Annotated in this window: 24 protein-coding genes; all 24 read left to right on the forward strand. The window is 42.8% G+C overall.

Going from position 1 to position 25427, the window contains the following annotated elements; genetic code table 11:
* Positions 1 to 27: 27 nt before the first annotated feature.
* The 24 genes from H8S07_RS02350 to H8S07_RS02460 all read left to right on the forward strand — a co-directional run bounded on the left by H8S07_RS02350 (position 28) and on the right by H8S07_RS02460 (position 25414).
* Positions 28 to 714, forward strand: a complete 687-nt coding sequence (locus H8S07_RS02350) for a SanA/YdcF family protein (RefSeq protein WP_118519346.1) — start codon at positions 28 to 30, stop codon at positions 712 to 714.
* 82 nt (positions 715 to 796) lie between these two features.
* Positions 797 to 1045, forward strand: coding sequence for a YabP/YqfC family sporulation protein (locus tag H8S07_RS02355; RefSeq protein WP_021861019.1), 249 nt, complete (start codon positions 797 to 799; stop codon positions 1043 to 1045).
* Between the two features lie 16 nt (positions 1046 to 1061).
* Positions 1062 to 2369, forward strand: a complete 1308-nt coding sequence (locus tag H8S07_RS02360; RefSeq protein WP_186855353.1) for a sporulation protein YqfD — start codon at positions 1062 to 1064, stop codon at positions 2367 to 2369.
* Positions 2344 to 3342: a PhoH family protein gene (locus H8S07_RS02365; RefSeq protein ID WP_021861017.1), complete on the forward strand. Its 999-nt coding sequence runs from the start codon at positions 2344 to 2346 to the stop codon at positions 3340 to 3342. The genes H8S07_RS02360 and H8S07_RS02365 overlap by 26 nt, the downstream gene beginning before the upstream one ends.
* Positions 3342 to 3836: an rRNA maturation RNase YbeY gene (ybeY, locus tag H8S07_RS02370; protein ID WP_118659746.1), complete on the forward strand. Its 495-nt coding sequence runs from the start codon at positions 3342 to 3344 to the stop codon at positions 3834 to 3836. The genes H8S07_RS02365 and ybeY overlap by 1 nt, the downstream gene beginning before the upstream one ends.
* Positions 3837 to 3849: 13 nt before the next feature.
* Positions 3850 to 5508, forward strand: a complete 1659-nt coding sequence (locus H8S07_RS02375) for a putative polysaccharide biosynthesis protein (RefSeq protein ID WP_021861015.1) — start codon at positions 3850 to 3852, stop codon at positions 5506 to 5508.
* Positions 5509 to 5566: 58 nt separating this feature from the next.
* On the forward strand, positions 5567 to 5917 hold the full coding sequence (locus H8S07_RS02380) for a hypothetical protein (RefSeq protein WP_207722375.1): 351 nt from the start codon (positions 5567 to 5569) through the stop codon (positions 5915 to 5917).
* 61 nt (positions 5918 to 5978) lie between these two features.
* Entirely contained in the window at positions 5979 to 6212 is a 234-nt protein-coding gene (locus H8S07_RS14355) for a DUF896 domain-containing protein (RefSeq protein WP_021861013.1), read from the forward strand.
* Positions 6190 to 6747: a 5-formyltetrahydrofolate cyclo-ligase gene (locus tag H8S07_RS02385; RefSeq protein ID WP_243175948.1), complete on the forward strand. Its 558-nt coding sequence runs from the start codon at positions 6190 to 6192 to the stop codon at positions 6745 to 6747. The genes H8S07_RS14355 and H8S07_RS02385 overlap by 23 nt, the downstream gene beginning before the upstream one ends.
* Entirely contained in the window at positions 6747 to 6923 is a 177-nt protein-coding gene (locus tag H8S07_RS02390) for a DUF4250 domain-containing protein (protein WP_021861011.1), read from the forward strand. Before H8S07_RS02385 ends, H8S07_RS02390 begins: the two co-directional genes overlap by 1 nt.
* Positions 6924 to 6938: 15 nt before the next feature.
* On the forward strand, positions 6939 to 8384 hold the full coding sequence (gene miaB, locus H8S07_RS02395) for a tRNA (N6-isopentenyl adenosine(37)-C2)-methylthiotransferase MiaB (protein ID WP_186855354.1): 1446 nt from the start codon (positions 6939 to 6941) through the stop codon (positions 8382 to 8384).
* Between the two features lie 82 nt (positions 8385 to 8466).
* A complete protein-coding gene (locus H8S07_RS02400) occupies positions 8467 to 8886 on the forward strand; it encodes a putative ABC transporter permease (RefSeq protein ID WP_021861009.1) in 420 nt (139 codons plus the stop codon).
* Between the two features lie 78 nt (positions 8887 to 8964).
* Entirely contained in the window at positions 8965 to 11610 is a 2646-nt protein-coding gene (mutS, locus tag H8S07_RS02405; protein WP_021861008.1) for a DNA mismatch repair protein MutS, read from the forward strand.
* Positions 11611 to 11613: 3 nt separating this feature from the next.
* Positions 11614 to 13734 carry a DNA mismatch repair endonuclease MutL gene (gene mutL, locus H8S07_RS02410; RefSeq protein WP_118287881.1) on the forward strand — a complete coding sequence of 707 codons (2121 nt, stop codon included), beginning with the start codon at positions 11614 to 11616 and terminating at the stop codon, positions 13732 to 13734.
* Complete coding sequence (miaA, locus tag H8S07_RS02415) at positions 13734 to 14684, forward strand: tRNA (adenosine(37)-N6)-dimethylallyltransferase MiaA (RefSeq protein WP_118287880.1); 951 nt, start codon at positions 13734 to 13736, stop codon at positions 14682 to 14684. The genes mutL and miaA overlap by 1 nt, the downstream gene beginning before the upstream one ends.
* A 24-nt stretch (positions 14685 to 14708) precedes the next feature.
* Positions 14709 to 15992: a methionine gamma-lyase family protein gene (locus tag H8S07_RS02420; RefSeq protein WP_118287879.1), complete on the forward strand. Its 1284-nt coding sequence runs from the start codon at positions 14709 to 14711 to the stop codon at positions 15990 to 15992.
* Between the two features lie 22 nt (positions 15993 to 16014).
* Positions 16015 to 17280 carry a BaiN/RdsA family NAD(P)/FAD-dependent oxidoreductase gene (locus H8S07_RS02425; RefSeq protein ID WP_118287878.1) on the forward strand — a complete coding sequence of 422 codons (1266 nt, stop codon included), beginning with the start codon at positions 16015 to 16017 and terminating at the stop codon, positions 17278 to 17280.
* 29 nt (positions 17281 to 17309) lie between these two features.
* Positions 17310 to 18935 carry an NAD(P)/FAD-dependent oxidoreductase gene (locus H8S07_RS02430; protein WP_021861003.1) on the forward strand — a complete coding sequence of 542 codons (1626 nt, stop codon included), beginning with the start codon at positions 17310 to 17312 and terminating at the stop codon, positions 18933 to 18935.
* Positions 18936 to 19031: 96 nt separating this feature from the next.
* Positions 19032 to 19292, forward strand: coding sequence for a DUF4321 domain-containing protein (locus tag H8S07_RS02435; RefSeq protein ID WP_021861002.1), 261 nt, complete (start codon positions 19032 to 19034; stop codon positions 19290 to 19292).
* 42 nt (positions 19293 to 19334) lie between these two features.
* Positions 19335 to 20036 (forward strand): RadC family protein, encoded by a 702-nt coding sequence (radC, locus tag H8S07_RS02440; protein ID WP_117537200.1) that lies wholly within the window; start codon positions 19335 to 19337, stop codon positions 20034 to 20036.
* Positions 20037 to 20053: 17 nt separating this feature from the next.
* Positions 20054 to 21076, forward strand: coding sequence for a rod shape-determining protein (locus H8S07_RS02445; RefSeq protein ID WP_021861000.1), 1023 nt, complete (start codon positions 20054 to 20056; stop codon positions 21074 to 21076).
* A 1-nt stretch (position 21077) separates the two neighbouring features.
* The gene (gene mreC / locus H8S07_RS02450; protein WP_021860999.1) at positions 21078 to 21947 is read left to right on the forward strand and encodes a rod shape-determining protein MreC; all 870 of its coding nucleotides are present in this window, start codon (positions 21078 to 21080) and stop codon (positions 21945 to 21947) included.
* Positions 21948 to 21963: 16 nt separating this feature from the next.
* Positions 21964 to 22482, forward strand: coding sequence for a rod shape-determining protein MreD (mreD, locus tag H8S07_RS02455; RefSeq protein WP_021860998.1), 519 nt, complete (start codon positions 21964 to 21966; stop codon positions 22480 to 22482).
* Positions 22475 to 25414 (forward strand): penicillin-binding transpeptidase domain-containing protein, encoded by a 2940-nt coding sequence (locus H8S07_RS02460; RefSeq protein WP_186855355.1) that lies wholly within the window; start codon positions 22475 to 22477, stop codon positions 25412 to 25414. The genes mreD and H8S07_RS02460 overlap by 8 nt, the downstream gene beginning before the upstream one ends.
* Positions 25415 to 25427: the final 13 nt, after the last annotated feature.

Genomic DNA, 25427 nt, shown 5'->3' on the forward strand with positions numbered 1-25427 from the left:
TTAAGTAAAAAAGAAATGGGGAAGTATATGAAAAGACAAAAGAAAAAAAGATTGATACTGCGTATTTTCAGAAATCTGATCTGTATCGGATTGTTTGTTATTCTTGCAGCACTTCTTGGAAATGCATGGGTGATCGGAAGCACGAAAGGTCTGATCAAAAAGGAATCTGAAGTGAAATCTTCAAAAGCAGACTGTATCCTTGTACTTGGAGCAGGCGTACACAAGGACAATTCACCGTCGCTTATGTTACGGGACCGTCTGGAGACGGCATGCAGACTTTATGAAGAAGGAGCAGCATCCAAGATCATTATGAGTGGCGATCATGGCAGAAAAGACTATGACGAAGTACAGGTTATGAAAGATTATGCCATAGACAAAGGGATTCCGTCTTCAGATATTTTTATGGATCATGCCGGATTTTCCACTTATGAGAGTATGTATCGTGCAAAGGCGGTTTTTCAGGTAAAGAATATGATCGTTGTGTCACAGAAATATCATCTGTATCGTGCACTGTACAGTGGCAAGGGGCTTGGAATGAAGGTGACCGGAGTTCCGGCAAAGGAAACGCGCTATGCAGGACAGATGTACCGGGATCTGCGGGAACTTCTGGCAAGAGATAAAGACGTTGTATCGGTATTGCGCAAGACAAAACCGACATATCTTGGAGAAGCGATCCCGGTGAGCGGAGACGGGGATGCAACCAACGATCAGTAAAGTTTTTTGCGTGGATGTGAGCATATTGAAATAAAGATCTGCATAGATTACAATAACATCCATAAGAAGGCAGTCGGTGTGTATGGAGTTTGCAGAGATACCGAAAGATGTACTTCCGGGGCTGTCGGTTCTGACAGTAACCGGTAATGTGGAGCTTACGCTGGAGAACTACCGTGGGATTCTGGAATATACAGGCGAACTTGTCCGGGTGCAGGTAAAAGGCGGCCAGTTAAAAGTTACCGGAGAGCATCTGATGATCTCCTATTATACGAATGATGAGATGAAAATGACCGGATGGATCCGGGATATCGAATATCATTGCAGTGAATAAGGAGGTGTCGGAAAAGATGCTGATCCGTTTGTGGAGATATACCCGGGGATATTTAAGAATCCGTATTACAGGCTCCGGAACCGAGCGTTTTATTAATGGCTGTCGTCACAGGAACATCCGTCTCTGGAATCTGCAGGTGGTAAATGGCGCATATGAAGTAAATATGTTCGTATGCGATTTCAAAAAACTGAAAACGATTCTTCGAAAGACCGGTACGAAAGTCACGATCGTGAAGCGTATTGGTCTTCCTTTTTTTCTGCTCCGCTATCGCAGGAGAAAATTATTTTTTACGGGATGTGTACTGTGTTTTGCATTACTGGTCATGCTGACACGTTTTATCTGGGATATTGATCTGTCGGGAAATCAGATCTATACGAGAGAGCAGATTCTTCATTATTTGGAAAATAATAAGGTACATACCGGAATGGTGAAATCGAAAGTAAACTGCGGCAAGATTGCAGCAGATCTTAGAAGGAATTATAAAAATATCATATGGGTTTCAGCGAGCATTGACGGCAATCGGCTCTGTATCCGTGTCCGGGAAAATATGGATGCATACAGAAGTAAGACAAAGAAACTGACGGAAAATAGAAAAGAGAAAGCCGTGTCCCCTTATGATCTTGTCGCAGATACAGATGGTGTGATCACAGAAATTGTTCCAAGGGAAGGTATTCCCAGAATCCGGAAAGGAAAGAAGGTCAGAAAGGGACAGGTGCTTGTGTCCGGTCAGGTTCCGGTAAAGGATGACAGTCAGACAGTGATCGATTACCAGTATCACAGGGCAGATGCGGATATCAAAGCGGAAGTAAAGATTCCATATAAAGAGGTTTTAGCAAACAGTTATACGAAAAAAGTTTATGGAACAATAAAGAAGAAAGAAGACTATATAAGGATTGCAGACTGGCAGTTTCAGGCCGGAGATATTTTCCCCGAAAAACAGACAGAACAGACGAAAAAACAGGAAATTTATATCACAAATCATCCACTCTGCCTTTTTGACCGCATCAAACTGCCGGTTTCTTATGGCACGAAAACAACAGTTTTTTACAGAATAAGTCAGAAAAATCATACAACAAAGGAAAAACAGCAGCTTTTAAGCCATACATTTTCACAATATTGCCGTGATTTGGAGAAAAAAGGGGTAGAAATTCTGGAGAATGATGTTAAAATATACACAGGGTCAGGAAACGCCAGTGCGAGAGGCACGATCACTGCAGTCAGGAGTATCGGTGTTTTAAGACCGTCGAAGATAAAAAAGATTCCGCGAAATTCAAAATCGCAACAAGGAGAGAATATAGATGGGCATGATGGAAACAGTCATTGAGATTCCGACCGAGCATGAGCAGAATGTGTTCGGTCAGTTCGATGTTTATGCGAAAAAAATTGAAAGATCTTTACATGTCACACTTATAGCAAGAGATGAACATGTAAAGATCATGGGTGAAGCTGCCCGCGTTGAGAAAGCAAAAAGCGTACTTGCGAATCTGGTAAAACTGTCCGAACGTGGTGGTGGTATCACAGAACAGCAGGTAGATTATACACTTTCACTTGCAATGGAAGACAGCGAAGACAGTGTATTGGAGATTGATAAAGATATTATCTGTCATACGATCCAGGGTAAGCCGATCAAGCCAAAGACGCTGGGACAAAAAAAATACGTCGATGCGATCCGTAAGCAGATGATTACCTTCGGTCTCGGACCAGCAGGAACGGGAAAGACCTACCTTGCAATGGCGATGGCGATCACGGCATTTAAAAATAATGAAGTAGGACGTATCATTCTTACAAGACCGGCAATTGAAGCAGGAGAAAAACTTGGATTTCTTCCTGGAGATCTGCAGAGCAAGATCGATCCTTATTTAAGGCCACTGTATGATGCACTGTATCAGATCATGGGGGCGGAGAGCTTTCTGAAAAATTCTGAAAAAGGTCTGATCGAGGTGGCGCCACTTGCTTACATGCGCGGTCGTACACTGGACAATGCATTTATTATTCTGGATGAAGCGCAGAATACAACTCCGGCACAGATGAAGATGTTCCTTACCCGTATCGGTTTTGGCTCCAAAGTCATTATCACCGGAGATGAGACGCAGAAAGACCTGCCGTCCGGTCAGATTTCCGGTCTGGATACAGCTGTAAAAGTTGTAAAAAACATTAATGATATCAGCATCTGCCGCTTGTCAAGCAAGGATGTTGTGCGTCATCCACTTGTACAGAAGATTGTAAAAGCTTATGAAGAATATGAAAATAAAGCAAATGCCGCCAAGGTACGCGGACGTGAAAAAAGGAGAAAATAATGACGGTTTACTTTGAAGAAGAGGGTGCCCTCACATTGCCTGTAAATGCAAAAGAGATTGCCGAAGAAGTCGTGGAAGGAGCACTGGATTATATCGGATGTCCTTATGAAGCGGAGGTGAATCTGCTTCTTACCATGAATGAACAAATCCATGAGATGAATCTTGAATTCCGAGAGATTGACAGACCGACGGATGTCCTGTCATTTCCGATGCTTGATTATGAAGAGGCAGGTAATTTTGATTTTCTTGAAGACTGTGCGGAAGCTTTTGATCCGGAAAGCGGAGAGCTTGTTCTTGGAGATATTGTCATATCAAAGGAAAAAGTTCTCGCACAGGCTGAAGAATACGGACATTCTCCCCGTAGAGAATATGCTTTTTTAATTGCACATTCTGTGTTACACTTATGTGGATATGACCATATGGAGGAGGAAGAACGCCTCGTTATGGAACAGAAGCAAAGAGAGATTTTAGAAAAATTAGAAATATTACGTTAAGATGGAGTAGAACATGTCGGAAAAACAACAAAGCGAAAAAAATCTGCTGATCCAGGGGACAATTCTGGCAGCCGCAGGAGTGATTACCAAGATCATCGGTGCGGTATACAGAGTTCCGCTGGTTGGTATTCTTGGTGATAAAGGACTGGGATATTACGGTGTTGCGTTCCAGATCTATGCGATTGCGCTGACACTGACTTCGTACAGTCTCCCAGTTGCTGTTTCCAAACTGGTATCCGCCAGAGTTGCAGTCGGCGAATATAAAAATGCATATAAAGTATTCCGTGGTGCGCTTGCATTTGCAATCACAGTAGGAGGAACGGCAGCACTGATTATATTCTTCGGCGCGGGAGTCATTGCCAAAAATATTATGGCGATGAGCATGAGTGTCTATGCACTTCGCGTACTTGCACCCTGTATTCTGATTGTAGCGATTCTTGGTGTATTCCGTGGTTTCTTTCAGGGCAACGGCTCTATGATGCCGACGGCAATCTCGCAGATCTTAGAGCAGATCATCAATGCGGTTGTCAGCATCGGTGGCGCTTATGTCTTATTAAAAGCAGGACGTGCGGTTGGAAAGACAAGAGGTGATTCTTCTTACGGAGAAGCTTATGGTGCGGCCGGTGGTACATTAGGAACAGTTGCCGGTGCAGCCGCAGCACTTGTGCTTGTAGTCTTTATCTTTCTCGTTTACCAGAGAGTTGTAAAGAAAAAAATGAAAAAAGACAGAAGCAGGCACAAGGAAACTTATGAAGAGATATTCCGGGTTCTGCTTTTGACGATCGCACCGGTTATTTTAAGTGCGACGGTATATAATATCTGTGGTGTTATTGACAATGCAATGTTTGGCAAGATCATGGCAGCACAGGGGCACAAGGAGAGTGAATACGCAGCACTTCTTGGAATCATCAGTGGTAAGTACGATACGCTGATCAACGTTCCACTTGCCTTTTCCAGTGCGATCGCATCTGCGATGATGCCGAGTATTGTAGCGGCAGTTAAGAACAGAAGCCGCAAACAGTTACATAATAAGATTGAACTTTTCAGCCGTTTTACAATGGTTGTGGCACTTCCAAGTGCAGTAGGATTTATCGTGCTGGCAAAACCGCTTCTGGATCTTATTTTCTTTACAGAAGATAACCGGATTGCAGCCGTGACACTGCAGTTTGGAGCATTGTCAGTTATTTTCTACTGTTTGTCAACAATCACAAATGCGGCGTTACAGGGCATGGATCGTATGATGACACCGGTATACAGTGCAGCGGCAGCACTTGTTGTACATATTATTTCATTGTTTATTATGATGGTTGTATTTAAGTGGGGCATTTATGCTGTTGTATTAAGTAAGATTGTATTCTCTGTTACTGCTTGTATTTTCAATGCACATGCCTTAAGAGAATATGCTGGCTTTGTACAGGAACGCAAGAAGACATTTATTATACCTGCGATTGCCTCTGTGATCATGGGTGTTGTGGCATTAGTTGTACACCTGTTCTTTGAGTTGTTCCTTGGAACACATATTGCTACAATTCTGGCACTTCTTGCGGCGGTAGCTGTTTATGGTACAGCAATCATCCTGCTTGGCGGTCTTACCGAAGCAGAAATGCGGCAGATGCCGATGGGAACAAAACTGGTTGCCGTTTGTAAAAAATGCCGTCTGTTTCCGTCTTAGGAGCGTATAAAAAAGATTTTACATGCCAATACTATACTAAAAAGGAGTTGTCCTTATTATGAATAAGTATGGTATTGGCTTTTTCACGACAGCAGTTCTGGCAGTGCTGATCCTGACATTTGCCTATCAGTTCAGTTTCCAGAAGGCAAGAGAACATGCACAGGAAGAAGCGGAAGTAAAAAGAGAGACGCAGACAGTTCCTGCGGATGCAAATAAAAAAGAAGGATATTATCTGATAGAGGAAGGCGGATTCCTGGTTGTATATGCCAGTGATCGTAAAACTGTATATGAATATACAGATATTGCTTATGATGATCTGCCGGAGAAGGTCCGCAATGAGATCCGCTATGGAAAATATATCCGTTCCCAGGCAGATCTGTACGGATTTCTGGAAAATTATTCCAGCTGAAACCATAGAAAATGAAAAGATTTAAATGAATACAGATAAATGACGGAAAGGACAAAAGAGAATGGACGAGAAGAAAATCGCAAGAATTAACGAATTATATCATAAATCAAAAGAAGGAACACTTACTGAAGAAGAGAGAAAGGAACAGCAGATCCTGCGCCGCGAATATATTGATTCTGTCCGGATGAACCTGCGCGGTCAGCTTAATAATATTTCTATCAAAGAACATGACGGAAGTGTTACAGATCTGGGAAAAAGACATGCAGAAAAATATGGAAACAAAAAAGGAAATTAGATCCTGCATTTTAAAACAGCGGAGAGCACAGTCCAAAGAGACATGCGAGAAATCAAGCATGGTGATCGCCGAAAAACTGCTTGCCCTGCCGGAATACCGGAAAGCGAAGAATATTTACGCATATATGGATTTTTCGGGGGAAGTAAAGACAGAAATGATACTGAAAGAATCTCTCCGACTTGGCAAGAATCTCTGGCTTCCGAGAGTGAACGGTGATATTATGGATTTCTTCCGGGTCAGATCGAAAGATGACTTTGAGATCGGAGCATACGGAATCCTGGAGCCAAAAGGCGAGAATAAAGCCGGGAAAGAAGAAGCAAGAGATGGCTTCATGGTTGTGCCGGGTGTTGCTTTTGATGCAGACAGAAACCGCATCGGCTTCGGCGGTGGTTACTATGATAAATATCTGGAACTATATCCGGAGCTTTTTACGGCTGCGGTTGCATTCGGATTTCAGATTGTGGAAGGTGTGCCGACAGAGGCGAATGATATCCGTCCACAGAAACTGATCACAGAAGAAAGGATATATGAATAATGAATTTACCAAAAGATCCGATGCTGCTTTTAAGCGTCGTGAATACAAAACTGCGCGACCAGTATACATCTCTTGATGCGTTGTGTGAGGATATGCAGGCAGACAGAGAAAAGATGGAAACTAAATTACAGAACATTGATTACACTTACGACGAAAATACCAATCAATTTGTATAGAAGAAAGGAAACAATATGTCAGATCATATGAAATACAACATCGATCTTATGCAAACTCCACCAGAGGAAGATACTGCGAGACAGTATTATTACATAGAAAAAGCAAAAAAATATGTACAGAAAGAGTCTGAGGAAGCAGGACGTCCACTGACTGCATGTATTACTACTTTTGGATGTCAGATGAACGCAAGAGATTCTGAAAAATTAAGGGGAATCTTACTGGATATCGGATATATGGAAGCACCTGAAGACGAAGCAGATTTTGTAATCTTCAATACATGTACCGTGCGTGAAAATGCCAATACCCGTGTGTACGGAAGACTGGGACAGTTAAAGCCTCATAAGAAGAAAAATTCACATATGAAGATTGGACTCTGTGGCTGTATGATGCAGGAGCCGGAAGTTATTGAAAAATTAAAGAAGAGCTATTCATTTGTGGATCTTGTATTTGGAACGCACAATATTTACAAATTTGCAGAGCTTATATGCCAGCGCTATGAAAGCGGTAAGATGGTTGTCGATATTTGGAAAGATACCGATAAAATCGTAGAAGATCTTCCGAATAAGAGAAAATATTCATTCAAATCGGGAATCAATATTATGTTCGGTTGTAATAACTTCTGTAGCTACTGCATTGTACCATATGTAAGAGGCCGTGAGCGAAGCAGAAAGCCGGAAGATATTATCCGGGAGATTGAGCGCCTTGTTTCAGACGGTGTCACGGAAGTTATGCTTCTCGGACAGAATGTCAATTCCTATGGAAAGACACTGGATGAGCCAATAAGTTTTGCGCAGTTATTGCAGAAAATTCAAAAGATTGAAGGACTTAAACGTATCCGATTTATGACTTCCCATCCAAAGGATCTTTCTGATGAACTGATCGATGTAATGGCAACTTCAAAGAAAATCTGTAAGCATTTGCACCTTCCGGTACAGTCAGGAAGTACAGAAATCTTAAAGAAAATGAACCGTCATTATACGAAAGAATCTTATCTGGAACTGGTAGAAAAGCTGCGTGCGAAAGTGCCGGATATTTCTCTTACCACAGATATTATCGTCGGATTTCCGGGGGAGACAGAAGAAGATTTTGAAGAGACGCTGGACGTTGTAAGAAAAGTCCGCTATGACAGCGCATTTACATTTATTTATTCCAAACGTACCGGAACACCTGCCGCAAAAATGGAAAACCAGGTACCGGCAGATGTTGTGAAAAAGAGATTTGACCGCCTTCTTCATGAAGTTCAATCCATCGCAGCTGAAGTATGTGCGGTTCATGAAGGAACAACACAGGAAGTATTGATTGAGTCTGTCAGCGATCATGATTCGACTATGGTGACCGGACGTATGAGTAATAACCTGCTTGTACATTTAAAAGGAGAGGCCTCTATGATCGGAAGCTATGTCAATGCACACCTGACAGAATGTAAAGGATTCTATTATCTGGGAGAACTTGCAGAATAAAATCATTTGCAATATCTTCCACCTATAAAGAGATACAAAAACGCTCAAACTATCTGGTAAGAAGGATAGTGAGGGCGTTTTTATGGGTAGAACCGGAAAATATCTCTGCCTCATCGGAATCGGAGGCAGTCTGTATTATGTATTTGAACAATTGTTTCGTGGATTTTCGCACTGGAGTATGTTTCTGCTTGGTGGAATTTGTTTCCTGTTTATTTATCTGCAGGGCAGCAAGATTGGATGGGATGAACCACTGTGGAAACAGATCTTGAGATGTGATATTTTTGTAGTTTCCATGGAATTTATGACAGGAATCGTTGTAAACTGTATGTGGCATATGAATGTATGGGATTATACAGATATGCCATTTCAGATCTTAGGGCAGATCTGTCTGCCTTTTGCAATCATTTTTGCAGGACTCTGTGCGGTTGGAATTTTTCTTTCCAGCTACCTTGCCTGTTACCTGTTCGGCGAAGAAAAACCTGTTTTTCATGTTCTGAGATGAGAAATTCTATCTTTTCCCACCGGAAAAATAATGTTATAATGAAATGTAAATTTAGAATCGATACAAAGGAGAATAGATGTGGCTGAATTAACACCAATGATGCAGCAATACATGAAAACAAAAGAAGAATACAAAGACTGTATCTTGTTTTATAGACTGGGAGATTTTTATGAAATGTTCTTTGACGATGCAATCACAGCATCAAAAGAACTGGAGATCACCCTGACAGGGAAGAACTGCGGGCTGGAGGAACGGGCACCAATGTGTGGAGTACCTTATCACGCTGTGGACAGTTACCTGAACCGGCTTGTGTCCAAAGGATATAAAGTTGCAATCTGTGAACAGGTGGAAGATCCTGCGACAGCGAAAGGAATTGTAAAGAGAGAAGTTGTCAGGATCGCAACACCGGGTACGAATCTGGATACCCAGGCATTGGATGAGACGAAGAACAATTATCTTATGTGTGTCGCATACATTGCAGACCGGTATGGTGTATCGGTTGCGGATGTGACAACCGGAGATTATTTTGTGACCGAGATAGAAGACAGTGAAAAGTTATTTGATGAAATTTACAAATTTATGCCCTCAGAGCTTATTTGCAATGAGGCTTTTTATATGAGTGGCATGGATTTTGATGATTTAAGAGAACGTCTTGGTATCACCGTTTACTCGCTGGATGCATGGTATTTTGATGATGAAATCTGCACGAAGACGCTGGAAGAACATTTCCACTGTGCAACACTGGAAGGGCTTGGACTTGCGGATTATGACTGCGGTATTGTAGCGGCAGGTGCACTGTTCCAGTATCTGAAGGAGACGCAGAAGAATGCACTGACACATATGTCCAGACTGATACCGTATACGAATGGCAAATATATGCTTCTCGACAGTTCTACAAGACGGAATCTGGAACTTTGTGAAACAATGCGTGAGAAGCAGAAAAGAGGTTCCCTACTCTGGGTTCTCGATAAGACGAAAACTGCGATGGGAGCGCGGACACTGCGCAAGTATATTGAACAGCCATTGTTACATAAAAAAGAAATTGATGAGAGACTGGATGCGGTAGAGGAATTTAAAAACAATGCGATCGCAAGAGAAGAGATCCGAGAATACCTGACACCGGTCTATGACCTGGAACGTCTCGTCAGCAAGATTACATACCAGTCTGCCAATCCAAGAGATCTGACTGCTTTTGAGAGTTCCCTCTCCATGTTGCCACATGTAAAGACGATCTTAAGTGATATGCAAAGTACCCTGAACCGGGAACTGTACGATGCGTTAGATCCACTGGAAGATCTGTGTACATTGGTGAAAAAGGCAATTAAGGATGAGCCACCGCTTGCCATGAAAGAGGGTGGCATCATCCGGGATGGTTACAATGCAGAAGTAGACAAGTTAAGACATGCCAAGTCTGACGGAAAAGAATGGCTTGCCAAGTTGGAAGAAGACGAGCGGGAAAAGACCGGAATCAAGAATCTCAAAATCAAATATAATAAAGTATTCGGCTATTATCTGGAAGTAACTAATTCTTTCAAGAATCTGGTGCCGGAGTACTATACAAGGAAACAGACACTTGCCAATGCGGAACGCTACATTATTCCAGAATTAAAAGAACTGGAAGACACGATCCTCGGTGCAGAAGATAAGCTGTATGCGCTGGAATATCAGCTCTACTGTGAGGTGCGTGACACGATTGCAAAAGAAGTTGTGCGTATCCAGACAACAGCGAAAGCGGTTGCGAAGATTGATACTCTGGCTTCTCTGGCACTGGTCGCTGAACGTAATAATTATGTGCGTCCGAAGATCAATGAGAAAGGTGTCATTGATATCAAAGACGGCAGACATCCGGTCGTAGAGAAGATGATTCCGAATGATATGTTCATTACAAATGATACTTATCTGAATGATAAGAAGAAAAGAATTTCTATCATCACCGGACCGAACATGGCTGGAAAGTCAACTTATATGCGCCAGACAGCCTTGATCGTACTGATGGCACAGATTGGATCCTACGTTCCGGCATCTTCGGCAAATATCGGACTTGTTGACCGTATTTTCACCCGAGTGGGAGCATCGGATGATCTGGCTTCCGGACAGAGTACCTTTATGGTAGAGATGACAGAAGTCGCGAATATTTTACGAAATGCGACAAGCAAGAGTCTCCTGATCCTTGATGAGATTGGGCGTGGAACAAGTACCTTTGACGGACTGAGTATTGCGTGGGCAGTGATTGAGCATATCAGCAACAGTAAACTGCTGGGAGCAAAGACATTATTTGCAACGCATTATCATGAGCTGACGGAACTGGAAGGAAAGATTGATAACGTGAATAATTACTGCATTGCCGTGAAAGAAAAAGGCGATGACATTATCTTCCTTCGTAAAATCGTAAGCGGTGGTGCGGACAAAAGTTATGGTATTCAGGTGGCGCGTCTTGCCGGTGTCCCAGCTTCTGTTACAGACCGTGCAAAAGAAATTGTAGAAGAACTGGTGCAGGCAGACATCACGTCACGGATCAAAGATATTGCAGTGGCAGGAAGTGAGTCGAAACACAAAGCAAAGAAATATGATGATGTGGATCTGGCACAGATGTCATTGTTTGATACCGTCAAAGATGATGATGTACTTCAGGAACTCAAAAACCTGGATGTAACGAATCTGACGCCGATTGACGCACTGAATACACTGTATCAGTTGCAGAACAAGTTAAAAAACAGGTGGTAGTTTATGTCAAACATACATGTATTAGATCAGATAACAATTGATAAGATCGCAGCCGGAGAAGTGATTGAACGTCCGGCTTCTGTTGTAAAAGAGCTGGTAGAAAATGCCATTGATGCCGGTTCCGGTTCTGTGACTGTAGAGATCAAAGAAGGCGGCATTTCTTATATGCGCATTGCTGACAACGGCTGCGGAATTGCACGGGACGATGTTCAGAATGCATTTCTCAGACATTCTACGAGCAAGATCCGCGCTGCCGAAGATCTGGAACATATTGCATCTTTAGGCTTTCGTGGTGAAGCGTTGTCCAGTATTGCGGCTGTCTCACAGGTCGAGATGATTACAAAAACAAAGGAACAGCTTCTTGGAACGCGTTACCAGATCGCCGGTGGGAAAGAAGAAGAACTGGAAGATACCGGAGCTTCGGATGGAACAACATTTCTGATCCGTCAGCTTTTTTATAATGTACCGGCAAGACGGAAATTTTTGAAGACACCGATCACCGAAGCAAGCCATGTCGGCGATCTGATGACGAGACTTGCACTGTCGCACCCGGAGATTTCTTTCCAGTTCATCAATAACGGGCAGTCCAGACTGCATACATCCGGAAATGGAAATTTAAAAGATGTCATTTATCACGTATATGGAAGAGAGATTACTGCTAATCTCATTCCTCTGGAATATAAGAATAACGGGCTTTCCTTAAGCGGCTACATTGGAGCGCCGCTCATTTCCAGAGGAAACCGTAATTTTGAAAATTATTTTATTAATGGCCGCTACGTGAAAAGTAATATTATTTACCGTGCCATTGAAGATGCATATAAAGATTTTTCCATGCAGCATAAGTTCCCATTTACTGTCTTTCACATTACGATTGATGGAGAACATGTAGATGTGAATGTCCATCCAACAAAGATGGAGCTTCGGTTTAACAATCAGCAGGAAGTGTATAATACACTCTATGAAGCAATCGACTCGGCACTTCACGGAAGAGAACTGATTCCGAAGGTGACACTAGATGAGCCGAAAGTGCCGAGGGCAGAGGTTGTGCCGGTAACGAAGGAAAAGCAAAATTTCCGTACAACCGGATCTTCGGTCAGCTTTGCATCAACTGCCGGGAATATGACAAAACAGGCAGCGCAATCAGAAATGTGGGCTGGGGTGCAGACACCGGTGAAACAAAAATCGAAAATACCGCCGAAAGAAGAGAGGAATCTGGATTATTTCATGGAACAGATGAAAAAGCGTGTAACATCTTATCACCAGCAGAATTCATCTGCGGAAGTAAAGAGCCGGTCAGATATTTTTAAGCCTGAACGGCAGGCAGACCGGATAAGAGAAGCGGTGTCGCAGTACAAAGCGACTGCAAGGGATGCGAAAAAACAAGAGTTTCCTAAAAAGACAGATGTAACACCAGAAATACCGGGAACTGCTAAAACAACGACTGAAAAGACAACAGCAAATGAACAAGGTATTGACATCAAAGCAAATGAAAAACCGGAACAGATGGATCTCTTTGAAGATCGTTTTCTTGACAAAGAACGAAAAGCAGATTATACGTTGATTGGGCAGATTTTCGATACCTACTGGCTTGTCCAGTTCGAAAATAGTCTGTATATTATCGACCAGCATGCAGCACATGAAAGAGTTCTGTATGAACGGACATTGCGGGAAATGAAAAACCGGGAATTCACATCCCAGATGATCAGCCCGCCGATCATTCTGAACCTGACGATGCAAGAGGCGGAGCTGCTCAGACAGTACATGGATCGCTTTACAAGAATTGGATTTGAGTTTGAAGAATTCGGGCAGGATTCTTTTGCGGTAAGAAGTGTTCCGGATAATCTGTTCAGCATTGCCAAAAAAGATCTGCTTCTGGAAATGATTGACCATTTATCGGATGAGCTTAACAGAAACCAGCCGTCCGACCTGATTGATGAGAAGATTGCGTCTATGTCCTGCAAAGCGGCTGTAAAAGGCAATATGAGTCTTTCTGCTGCAGAAGTCGACACCTTGATCGGCGAACTGCTTCTTCTGGATAATCCGTATCATTGTCCACACGGAAGACCGACGATTATTTCCATGACTAAACGGGAGTTAGAAAAGAAATTTAAGAGGATTGTATAATGAAGAAAAAACCATTGATCATTCTTACCGGTCCGACGGCCGTTGGCAAGACAAAGGCCTCCATCGGACTTGCAAAAGCAGTTGACGGCGAGATTATTTCTGCTGACTCGATGCAGGTTTACCGGCATATGGATATCGGTTCTGCGAAGATAAAACCAGAAGAGATGGAAGGCATACCGCATCACCTGATTGATGTACTGGAGCCGGATGATGAATTTCATGTTGTAAAATTTCAGCAGCTTGCCAAAAAAGCGATGCGGGAAATCTGGGAACGCGGGCATATCCCGATCGTTACCGGTGGAACCGGCTTCTATATCCAGGCATTGCTTTATGATATTGATTTTGATGAAAATGAAAAAGAAGATGCATGCCGGAAAGAACTGGAAGCTTATGCCAGAGAACATGGAGCAGAAGCTTTGCATGAGAAGCTTGCTTTGGTTGATCCGGCATCTGCTGAAATGATTCATCCAAATAACATCAAGCGTGTGATACGTGCGCTGGAATTTTATGAGCAGACCGGAAAACGAATTTCCGAACACAACGAGACACAGCGTCAAAGGGAGTCCCCGTATGCATTTGCCTATTTTGTGCTGACAGATGACAGAGCACATCTGTACGAACGTATTAACCGGCGTGTCGATCAAATGATTGAGGAAGGTCTGGTAAATGAAGTACAGGCTTTAAAAGACAAGGGCTATACAAAGCAGCTTGTTTCCATGCAGGGACTTGGCTACAAAGAAATTCTGGATTATCTGGATGGCAATTGTACGCTGGAAGAAGCTATTTATACAATTAAACGAGATACAAGGCATTTCGCCAAACGTCAGCTCACCTGGTTTAAGAGAGAGCGGGATGTAATCTGGATCAACAAACAATCATTTGGTTATGAGGCGGAGCAGATTTTAGACGAAATGCTTTCAAAACTCCCGTGGAAGGCAGAAGAAAAATAATATATATAATGAGAGGGTAAGAACATGTCAGAGATTACAAATATGTATGAAAAAATGGGTATTCGCCCGGAAGTACTGAAATTTGGAAATACTATTGAAAAAGATTTAAAAGAACGTTTTGACGAGATTGATCAGCGTGCCGAGTACAATCAGTTAAAAGTATTGCACGCTATGCAGAAAAATCACGTAAGTGCAGACTGCTTTAACTATGTCAGCGGATATGGATATGACGATCATGGAAGAGATACACTGGAGAAAATTTACGCAGATGTCTTCCATACAGAAAGTGCACTGGTTCGCCCACAGATTACCTGTGGAACACATGCGCTGGCACTTTCTCTTGCAGCGAATTTACGCCCGGGAGACGAGCTTTTGGCGGCTGGCGGCAAGCCTTACGACACACTGGAGGAAGTAATCGGTATCCGCCCTTCCAAAGGATCGCTTGCAGAATATGGGATTTCTTACAGACAGGTAGACCTTCTGGAAGATGGGACATTTGATTTTGATTCCATCCGTGAAGCAATCAATGAAAAAACAAAGATGGTTACGGTACAACGTTCCAAAGGTTACCAGACGCGTCCGAGCTTTTCTGTTGCACAGATCGGGGAAGTGATCCGTTTTGTCAAAGAGATCAAACCAGGAGTGATCTGCATGGTTGATAACTGCTACGGAGAATTTGTAGAAGAAATCGAGCCAAGTGATGTAGGTGCGGATATGGTTGTCGGTTCTCTGATCAAAAATCCGGGAGGCGGACTTGCGCCGATCGGCGGCTATATTGCCGGTAAAGAAGAACTGATTGAAAACTGTGCATATCGTCTGACTTCTCCAGGACTTGGAAAAGAAGTCGGCGCATCTCTCGGAATCATGCAGTCATTCTATCAGGGACTGTTCCTTGCCCCGACAGTTGTAGCAAGTGCATTAAAGGGTGCTATTCTTGCGGCAAAAATTTATGAAAAACTGGGGTACCCGGTTGTACCAAACGGAACGGAAAGCCGTCATGATATTATCCAGGCAGTAGAACTTGGCTCTGCCGAGGCAATGATTGCCTTTTGTCATGGTATCCAGGCGGCCGCACCGGTAGATTCCTATGTTGCTCCGGAACCGTGGGCAATGCCGGGATATGACAGTGATGTAATTATGGCGGCGGGTACATTTGTACAGGGCTCTTCGATTGAGCTGAGCGCAGACGGACCAATCAAACCGCCGTATGCGGTTTATTTCCAGGGCGGTTTAACATGGCCAAGCGCAAAACTTGGAATCCTGATGTCTCTGGAACATCTTGTAAGAGCCGGTATTGTAAAATTATAAGCAATAAATATAAGGAGTATTTATGGCAAAGATCGTAATCATCGGAGGCGGTGCGGCAGGCATGACGGCAGCGATCGCAGCAGCCTGGACAGATCCGTCTCATGAGATTCTTATATTAGAACATAAAAATCAATTAGGAAAGAAATTATTATCTACCGGAAACGGTCGCTGTAATTTCACAAATGCTTATATGGAAAAAGAATGTTTTTACAGTGATTCAAAAGATGTGATACCATGTGTTCTTGATAAATTCGGAACAGATGAGACGCTGGATTTCTTTCGAAAATTAGGTGTATATCCGAAAGACCGGAACGGTTATTACTATCCGAGATCGGATCAGGCACAGACAATCCAGCAGCTGTTGATTCTTGAATTAAAAGCACTGGGCGTAACATATAAGACAGACATTCATGTAACCGAAGTGCAGCGAAATAAAAAAGGATTCCGCATTTTTACAGATACACCGGGAATGAGTATTCATGCCGATCGGTTGATTCTCGCATGTGGTGGACGCGCAGCGGCTGTTCTTGGTTCAGACGGAAGCGGATATACACTTGCAAAGATGCTTGGACATTCGCTTGTTCCGGTTGTTCCGGCACTTGTGCAGTTAAAAGTAAAATCGCATCCACTGGCAAAGGCTTCCGGTGTGCGCACAGAAACAAAAGTTGAAATCTTTGATGGAAGCGATATGAACAATCACCCCGTAATTCTCGGAAGCGACACCGGAGAAGTTCAGATCACTGCTTATGGCATTTCCGGTATACCGGTATTTCAGATCAGCCGTCTGGCGGCAAAACTTTTGTATGAGAAAAAGACGCCGGTTGTACGGATAGATTTCTTTCCTGGAATGTCTGAAGAAGAATTAAAATCCTATTTACAGAAACGTACACAGAACCGTGAAACTTATATGGTTTCCGAATTTCTACTCGGTCTTCTGAATCAGAAACTAATCACAGTGCTTTTAAAAACGGCCGGAATACCGGAAAAACTGTATGTGAAAAAGTTGAAAACACCGGATTGGGATAGACTTATTTCTACATTAAAGAGGTTGGAACTTGTCATTTCTGACACGAATGGGTTTGACAATGCACAGGTTTGCGCCGGAGGTGTAAATCTTACAGAGATTGCATCTGATACAATGGAGTCGCGTATCTGTAAGGACCTGTATCTTGCCGGAGAGCTGCTGGATGTTGACGGCATCTGCGGAGGCTACAATCTGCAATGGGCATGGGCAAGTGGGTATCTTGCCGGATGTGCTGCCGCAGGTAAGAAAAACACCGGAAAATAAAAGTAATAAAATAACAGGAGTTAAAACGGATGATCCAAATTTCAAATCTGAAACTACAGATTCCACATACAACAAAGCGTCTTAAGGAAAAAGCTTTGAAACAACTGCACATCCGCGAGCAGGACCTTATCGGATTCCGGATTGCAAAACGTTCTCTGGATGCACGGAAAAAGCCGGTGTTGTATTATGTCTATACACTGGAACTGTCAGTAAAAAACGAAGCAGGATTACAGAAGAAAAATCTGCCGAAAAATGTAAACGTCTGCAAAGCAAAGCCGATATATGCACCGGTTCCAACCGGCACAGAAACACTTGCACATGCGCCGATAATCGCCGGAAGCGGACCGGCAGGATTATTCTGTGCATATAGCCTGGCAAAAATGGGCTATGCACCGGTTCTTGTAGAGCGGGGAGAAGATGTGGATACACGAATGCAGGATGTAGAAGCGTTCTGGAACGGAGGCTCTTTAAAGCCCAATTCCAATGTCCAGTTCGGAGAAGGTGGAGCCGGAACGTTTTCAGACGGAAAACTGAATACGTTGGTTCACGATAAAGAGGGCAGAGGCAGAGCTGTTCTGGAAACATTTGTAAAATTCGGAGCGCCTAAAAAAATTCTTTATGATAATAAACCACATGTAGGGACAGATATTCTTGCTGTTGTTGTAAAACGTATGAGAGAAGAAATCTGCCGTCTGGGCGGACAAGTCCATTTTCATACACAGGTAACAGAACTTTTAACAGAAGAGGGAAAGCTTACCGGAATAAAACTTCAGGATACACATAGTGGCGAAGTGACAGACAAGCCAACGCAGGCACTTGTCCTTGCAATCGGACACAGTGCAAGAGATACATTTGAAATGCTGAAAAGAAAAGAAATTCCGATGACAACAAAGGCTTTTGCGGTTGGTGTCCGTGTGGAACATAAACAGTCCATGATCAATGAAAATCAGTATGGAAGCGCACAGCCGGATGGACTTCCGGCAGCTCCATATAAATTGACTGTCAATCTGGAAAATGGAAGAGGCGTCTATACTTTCTGTATGTGTCCGGGCGGATATGTCGTGAATGCATCTTCGGAAGCCGGAAGACTTGCCGTAAATGGAATGAGTTACAGTGGCAGAGATGGTCAAAATGCGAACAGTGCAGTTATTGTCACGGTAACACCGGAAGATTACGGCACGGATGATGTACTTGCAGGAATGGCATTTCAGCGGAAACTCGAGGAAGCCGCATACAGAGCAGGAGAAGGGAAAATCCCGGTGCAGTTATTCGGAGATTTCTGTGAAGACAAAGCTTCTGAAGCAGAAGGCAGAGTTACCCCACAGATGAAAGGTGCATATCACTGGACGAACCTGCGTCCGGTATTCCCGGAAGTGATCGCTGATTCACTGGAAGAGGGGATACGCTCGTTTGATCAGAAGATAAAGGGATATGCGGATGCGGATACGGTGCTTTCAGGAGTGGAGAGCAGGACATCCTCTCCGGTACGCATTCTGCGGGATGAGACACTGCAGAGCAGCGTGCGCGGACTTTACCCTTGCGGAGAGGGCGCAGGGTATGCCGGAGGAATTACTTCCGCTGCAATGGACGGGCTTAAGACAGCCGAAGCAATCAGCCGGGTTTACCGTCCTTTCGACATATCTGGTACATGTTAAGAAAAAATTAATGGGATAACTCTATACACTTTTTCGGAAATATGATAAAATGTATTGAGTTTTTCGAAGAGATAAACACGAGGAGGAGTACATATTATGAAGGGAAAAGGAGGCAAAAACGCCTGGGCTTTATTTCTGCTATTACTGGCAGGGATTGTTCTTGGTGGTTTTATTGGCATGCTGGCAGACGGTGTATCTTCACTGAACTGGCTCAGCTATGGACAGACGTTCGGACTGGATGATCCGGTGGTTCTGAATCTGGGACTGCTTGTTGTGACATTCGGACTTACAATTAAAATTACCATTGCAAGCATCATTGGCGTGATTGTAGCAATTTTCATTTATCGTTTCCTTTAATTTAAGATTTTAAAGGGATCGTCGTACGAATCTAAAGATGAGATGAATCAATCAAATACCATGAAAGAAATTCCAAGTGTGGAACGGCCTTATGAGAAATGTGTGGAGATGGGACCGGAGAGTTTGACAGATATCGAACTTCTGGCAGTGTTTCTCCGTACGGGGACCAAAGGTGAGAATGCTGTTGAACTGGCGAAAAGGATCTTATATGATTCCGGTCAGAACGGGATTCTGGGTATTCACCATTTTTCCTTACCCAGGCTTCTTAAGCTTAAGGGAATAGGGAAAGTGAAAGCCATACAGATTCTGTGTCTGTCAGAGCTGGCAAAACGATTGGCAAAAGCGTCTGCGAAAGAGCATCTCAGATTTTCATCCCCCACATCAATAGCTGATTATTATATGGAAGATTTACGGCATGAGAGTCAGGAAGTTATGAAACTTCTGATGCTGAATACAAAAGCGGAACTGATCTGTGAACGAAACATTTCAAAAGGAACAGTGAAAGCATCGATCATTACGCCGCGAGAGCTTTTTGTGGAAGCTTTGAAACAGGAAGCTGTATCCATTGTGCTGTTACATAATCATCCGAGCGGAGATCCGACTCCGAGCGCGGATGACCGACTGATCACAGGTCGTATCGCACAGGCAGGAGCGCTGGTTGGAATTGATTTGTTAGATCATATTATTATTGGCAATCATTGTTATATGAGCTTTCGCGAAGAAGGACTATTAGAAAATGCTTGAGAAAGGATAAATATCAGATGGCAAGAAATACTTACGGACTGGATCTTGGATCTTATGAGATCAAGGTATATGATAAGAAAAAAGATACGATCTGGAAAGAAAAAGATGTAATTGCGATCAAAGACGGTACGGAGATTTTCGCTGTCGGAGATGATGCATATGGCATGTATGAGAAAGCACCGGACAACATTAATGTTGTATTTCCAATGAAGGAGGGTGTAATTTCCCATTTTAATGATATGCAGTTTTTGCTCCAGAATCTGTTGAAGAAAGGAAGACAGTTCGCCAGAGGTTCGGAATATGTAATCGCAGTTCCGACGGATGTGACAGAAGTTGAGAAAAAGGCATTCTTTGACCTGGTGATCCATTCTACTGCAAAGGCAAAAGAAGTAAATATCGTGGAGCGTTCCATTGCAGATGCAGTCGGGCTCGGACTTGATGTCAAAGAGACAAAGGGTGTGCTTATCGTGAATTTTGGCGGTGAGACGACAGAACTATCGGTTCTTGCAGAAGGCGGTATGGTTTTGAACCGGCTGTTAAAGCTCGGCGGAACAGCCTATGACCAGGCAATCGTTAATCTGGTGCGGCACAGCCATGATTTCCTGATCGGTCATCATACAGCTGAGATCTTAAGAAAACGTTTCGGCGTTTTTACCGGCGAGAAAGATGCAGCACTGTCTGTTGCAGGACGTGATCTAATCACAGGACTTCCAATGCGTAAGACAATTTCTTATACATTGATCCGTGCAGCGCTTCGTGATCCTTTGCTGGACTGCGTACGCGCCATTCATTCCTTACTTGACAGGACACCACCGGAAGTACGCAAAGCGATTCATGAGAACGGGATCTACCTGACTGGTGGCATGGCATATATGCCGGGACTTGAGACCTATATCGAGAAGGCAACCGGTATCCATACATCGACGTCGTCGGAACCGGACATTTGTGTCGTAAACGGATTAGAGAAAATCATTAAATCAAAAGAATTAAGCAAACTTGCATACTCAATGTTAGATCAAAATTATAGGTGGATGAGATAATATGAAGATAAAGAATCAATCGTCACTTCCAAGCAAATACTGGCTTCTGATCATAGCGGTTGTCTGTATACTTCTGATGGGAATTGAACATTTTACCGGCCATGCCGGTCCGGTTACTTTTGTTGCCAACTATACGGTTATTCCAATGGAAAAAGGGATCAGCTATGCCGGTACATGGATGAGTGACGTATCCAAAAACTTTCAGACAATGAAAGATATGACGAAGGAAAACAAAAAATTACAGAAAAAAGTAGATGAGCTTACAACCGATAATACAAGGCTCCGTCAGGAACAGTATGAACTGGACAGGCTCAAGCAGTTATACAAACTGGATGAAAACTACTCGGATTATAAGAAAATCGGAGCGCATGTCATTGCCGATAATGGCACGAACTGGTTCAGTGATTTTATAATTGATAAGGGAAGCAAAGACGGTATCAAAAAGAACTGCAACGTTCTTGCCGGAAGCGGTCTGGTCGGTATTGTCACAGAAGTCGGACCACATTATGCAAGAGTTCGTGCATTGATTGATGATGCAAGCAATGTCAGTGCAATGATGCTTTCTACTTCAGATACCTGTATTGTCCGCGGAGATTTAAAACTTGCCTCTGACGGACGACTCCGTTTTGAAAAACTTGCCAATAACGACAATAAGATTGAAGTGGGAGAGCAGGTTGTCACATCCCACGTCAGTGACCGCTACTTACAGGGACTGTTTATCGGATATGTCAGTGAAGTGAAGGTAGATTCCAACAATCTGACGCGTTCTGGTTATATTACACCAGCTGTTGATTACAGCAAGATCCAGGAAGTGCTTGTCATTACAAAAACCAAGCAGGAGATGATCAGCAGCCGGTCAAAAAAGAAGTAAGAAGGAGTAAGGATTCATGAAAAGAAAAGTAATTACTTTTTTCATCATATTAATCAGTTTCCTTTTGCAAAGTACGCTATTTGTCAAACTGAAATTCGGTGCAGTAAGTCCGAATCTTATGCTCGTAGTAACGTCCTCCTTCGGATTTATGAGAGGACGCAAATCCGGAATAGCTGTCGGTGCCATATCCGGACTTTTAGTAGATATATTCTGGGGACAGCTCCTTGGATTTCATACACTGCTATATACCGTGATCGGATATCTGAACGGTTCGTTTGAGCGCCTTTTTTACGATGAAGATATCAAACTTCCGATCGTACTGATCTCCGCAAGCGAATTCTTATATGGAATCTGTATCTATGTATTTGTATATATGCTGCAGGGAGACTTTGCATTTGGAACATACCTGTTCAGTATTATTATACCGGAACTTGTATACACCATACTGGTAACCCTGATCCTTTATCAGGTGATCCTTCATATTAACCGAAAACTTGAATCAGAAGAACAAAGGAGTGCTAGTAAATTTGTCTAATTTATTCGAACGATTGAGAGATCGTATTGCAGAAATATTTAAATCCAGAATATTTGTTGCCGTTGTTGTATTCTGTATTATGTCTGCGGTTTTGGTACAGCGTGTCTTTTATTTGCAGATTGTAAAAGGGCAGGAATATCTGGATAACTATAAACTGCAAATCCAGAAAACAAAAGATGTTGAAGGTACCCGCGGGAATATTTATGACCGTAACGGAAAGCTGCTTGCTTATAATGAACTGGCATATTCTGTTACGATTGAAGATAACGGAGAGTATGATACTTTAAAAGAAAAGAACAAAGCTCTGAACAAGATCATCACAACGGTAATCAAGATGGTTGAATCAAATAGTGATACGGTGATCAATAACTTTGGTATTATTCTTGACAAGGATAAAGAATATGTATTTGCCGCAGAATCAGATACACAGAGACTTCGTTTTGTTGCCGATGTTTACGGCAAGAGGACGATCGATGAGCTCAGCAAAGAGCAGAAAAATGAATCTGCTGCAGATATTATCCATTACCTCTGCACAGACAAGCGGAGTGGTTACGGAATCAATGAGAAGAAGCTGGATAAGCAGAGTGTTCTTAAGCTGATCAATATTCGCTATGCGATCGCTTTGAACAGTTATCAGAAATACATTGCAACAACGATTGCAGAAGATGTCAGCGATGATACCGTTGCAGATGTAATGGAAAATATGGATCATTTACAGGGAGTCAATATCGATGAGAAATCACTCCGTAAATATACGAACAGCAAATGTTTCGCCAATCTGATCGGTTATACCGGACAGATTTCTACGGAAGAATACGATGCGTTGAGCCAAAAAAAACAGAAAGAATACGATAAGACCGATACCGTTGGTAAAGCCGGTATTGAAAAAACAATGGATACAACCTTAAAAGGTAAAAAAGGAACAGTCAAGCTGTATGTTAATAACGTAGGTAAAGTTCTGGATACTGTTCAGGGCAAGAAGGCAAAAGCAGGAAACGACCTTTATCTTACAATTGATGCGGATCTGCAGGTTGCAGCTTATAATATTCTGGAACAGGAACTTGCCGGAATTATATTAAGTAAATTGCAGAATACTTTGAATTATGACCGTACGAAGGTATCCGACGGAAGTGATGTGATCATTCCGGTTGGTGATGTATATAATTCCTTCATTTCCAATGATATTCTGGATATGACACATTTTTCGGATGATGATGCCAAGTCTACAGAAAAGGCAGTTCACAAAACATTTTCATCCAATAAAAAAGCCGTGCTTAAAAAGCTCAAAAAAATGTTAAACAGTTCAGGTGCTGCCGCATATAAAGATCAGTCAAAGGAATATCAGGCATACTTGAGTTACCTTGTTAATGATATGCTGACAAGCAATAATAAAGTACTGCTTTCAGGAAAAATCGATTCCAGTGACAAAACTTACAAAGCATGGCATGATTCTGAGACAATCAACATTAAAAAGTATCTGAACTATGCGATTTCCAAGAACTGGATTGATACTTCAAAATTAACAAATTATATGCCGAAGAGCGGAAAATATTCGGATTCTACAGAGCTATACAAAGCACTTGTTTCGTATATCATGGACGGACTGAAATCAAACAGCAGTTTTGATAAGATGATATACAAGTACATGATCAAAGCCGGTACAATCACCGGACGCCAGATTTGTCTGATGTTATATGAGCAGAATGTGCTGAAGAAGAGTGATGCACAGTATGCACAGTTAAAAGCCGGTAGTCTTGGCTCTTATGATTTTATCCGTGCAAAGATCAAGAAACTGGAAATCACGCCGGGCGAGCTGGGACTGGAACCATCTACAGGCTCACTTGTCATGACGGATCCAAATAATGGAGATGTGCTGGCATGTGTATCTTATCCGGGATATGACAATAACAAGCTGGCAAATACAATGGATTCCAATTATTACAGCAAGCTGTTAAATGACAGTTCCAGACCGTTATATAACAGTGCAACGCAGGAAAAGACAGCGCCCGGTTCCACATACAAGCCACTGTCTGCAATTGCCGGATTATCGGAAGGTGTTATTACAACATCATCTATTATTAATTGTTCCGGTATTTATAAGAAAGTAACACCGAATCCAAAATGCTGGGCTTATCCGAGTGCGCATGGAAGTCTGAACGTCTCACAGGCAATCCAGCATTCCTGCAACAGCTTCTTCTATGAAGTCGGATACCGTCTGAGTCTGAAACAGAATGGACTGAATCAGATACAGTCAGACAATGCAGAAGGAAAAGCAACTTCTTCTTATTATTCCAGCGACCGTGGACTTAATGTACTGAAGAAATATGCGAAAAAATTCGGACTTGGAAGTACTTCCGGTATTGAGATTCCGGAGGCGCAGCCACAGATTTCTGATGATTCTTCTGTTCCGTCAGCAATTGGACAAGGTACAAATAACTACACGACCAGCCAGCTTGCAAGATATATTACAACTGTTGCAAATAAAGGAACTGTATACAATTTGACAGTTCTTGATAAAGTAACCAATGTTAAAGGAAAGAGGATCAAATCTTACAAAGCCAAAGTAAAGAATAAGATCACAGATGTTCCGGATTCCACTTGGAGTGCAGTACACACAGGTATGCGTAATGTGGTACTTCTGGAACATAATGATATTTTCTCGAGCCTGAATCATACAAATCTCGCAATTTCCGGTAAAACCGGTACTGCACAGCAGGGAAAGACACATCCGGATCATGGATTGTTTGTCGGATTTGCGCCAAGCAATTCTCCGGAAGTCGCATGGGCAATCCGTATTGCAAACGGATACAGCTCTTCCCGTGCGGCCGAAGTCGGAAGAGATGTTATGAAATACTATTACAACAAAGGCGACAAGAAGAAGATCATCACCGGAGAAGCTGCAACGATTGGAAGCGGTTCCGGAGGCGACTAAAAGAAAGAGGTGG

The sequence above is a fragment of the Dorea hominis genome, from assembly GCF_014287705.1.
GTDB lineage: Bacteria > Bacillota > Clostridia > Lachnospirales > Lachnospiraceae > Dorea_D > Dorea_D hominis.